Annotated in this window: 3 protein-coding genes; all 3 read right to left on the reverse strand. The window is 67.7% G+C overall.

The genetic code is table 11. The features are described from left to right. Positions 1-146: 146 nt before the first annotated feature. The gene (locus I5W_RS07790) at positions 147-722 is read right to left on the reverse strand and encodes a nuclear transport factor 2 family protein (protein ID WP_044528803.1); all 576 of its coding nucleotides are present in this window, start codon (positions 720-722) and stop codon (positions 147-149) included. Continuing rightward, positions 719-1,525 (reverse strand): SDR family oxidoreductase, encoded by an 807-nt coding sequence (locus tag I5W_RS07795; RefSeq protein WP_252716938.1) that lies wholly within the window; start codon positions 1,523-1,525, stop codon positions 719-721. The genes I5W_RS07790 and I5W_RS07795 overlap by 4 nt, the downstream gene beginning before the upstream one ends. Further along, the coding region (locus I5W_RS07800; RefSeq protein WP_044528805.1) for an acyl-CoA dehydrogenase family protein at positions 1,522-1,723 on the reverse strand (202 nt) is incomplete at its 5' end. The genes I5W_RS07795 and I5W_RS07800, both read right to left, overlap by 4 nt.

The raw sequence follows: 1,723 nt of genomic DNA on the forward strand, positions 1-1,723 counted from the left end.
CATCGGGGCCAGGTACACGGNCGGGGGAAAAATTGCGCGTCATGGGCGCCATCACGATACGGTTGCGCAGGCGCACGAAACGCAGTTGCAGAGGCGCGAACAAAGGCGCCATGAGGTCGGTCATGCTAGGTCCTTCAGCAGTAGATTCATGGCTGGGCAGTCAGCCGCGCCAGGTCGGTAGGCGCGCTGGCTTCCCAGAAGCGCGCCCAGGTGGGAAACGCGTGCGGCAGGCGCGGCGCGAACTTCTCGGTATCGTATTTTCCGGGCCAGTTCTGCAAGCGCGGCCTGCCCGGACGCTCCAGGCAGTCCGTTGCATACCAGTGCTGCTCGACGCGGCGCTCGAACAGCCACTGCCCGTCCTGGCGTACGTAACTGTCGACATAGCAGATCGCCATGACGACCCAGTTGCCGCCGTCTTCGTGCTCGGCGCGGCAGTAGACGCGGCCGCGTGCATGGTCGGCGTCGACAAGCTCGATCTCGTGGCCGCAAATCTGATGGATGCTGCGGTAGAAGCTGCGCAGGACCGGGCCGGAATCGTAGAACGCCCGCAGCGCCGCCCGGCCCTGCCCCCAGCGGCCGCACTCGACGTCGTGCCCGAACAGCGCCACCAACCCGTCGAGGTCGCGCCCGTCGACCGCCAGCGCATACCGGATCGGCAACTGGCTGATCGCCAGCCGGGCTTCGACCCGTTCGAGCCGGGCCAGCAGGTCGGCATCGCTCATGCGGAGCCTCGCGCGCGCCACTCGTCGGCGTAATACGGTTGATGCGACAGCGAGCCGCCGTCCACATTGATGACCTGGCCAGTAATGAAAGCGGAGGCCGCACTGGCCAGGAACAACACCGTCTCGGCGATATCGTCCGGCTGCCCCAGGCGCGGGGTCAGGTGGTGCGCCAGCATCATCGCGCCGGCCGGGCCGGAGAAATACGCACTGGTGGCAGGCGAGACGACCAGGCCCGGCGCGATGGCATTGCAGCGGATGTTTTCCTTGCCGTGCTGAGCCGCCACATACCGGGTCAGCGCGTCGATTCCTGCCTTGGCGCAGGCATACGCACTGTAGCCGAGCGCGCCGCGCTGGGCCGCCGCCGAACTGGTGTTGATGATCGACCCGCCGCCGCGCGCGCGCATCAGCGCGATCGCGTATTTGATACATAGCATGGTGCCGCGCAGGTTGATGCGCATGGTGTCGTCCCACACGCCGATGTCCATGAATTCGACGGGCGCATCGAGATTGTTCGAGATGCCGGTAGCGGCGGCGTTGTTGTGCAGGATGTCGAGCCCGCCAAATGCCTCGACCGTCGTCGCCATCAGTGCGCGGATCGAGTCGTCCTCGCCGATGTCGGCGTGGGCAGGTAGCGCCTCGCCGCCGGCGGCGCGGATGCCTGCGGCTTGGCGCTCGGCGCCGGCGACATCGATATCGGCGACCACCACCCGTGCGCCCGCGCGCGCCAGCCGGGCGGCGCAGGCGGCACCGATGCCGCCGCCGGCACCGGTCACGATCGCGACTTTTCCCTGGAGCGGCATCATACCGCCACCGCGGCAAACCGCCCGAGATGATGGTCGGTATCGCCGAACAGCTTTTCGAGCATCGTCATCGCACGGAAATAATGGCCGATCTGGTATTCCTCGGTCATGCCGACGCCGCCGTGGAGCTGGATGCCCTGACCGCAGACGAAGCGCGCGGCCTGCCCGGCCACCGCCTTCGCCGCCGACACCGCCTGCGGC

Source organism: Herbaspirillum sp. B65 (assembly GCF_000333555.1).
GTDB lineage: Bacteria > Pseudomonadota > Gammaproteobacteria > Burkholderiales > Burkholderiaceae_D > Herbaspirillum > Herbaspirillum rubrisubalbicans.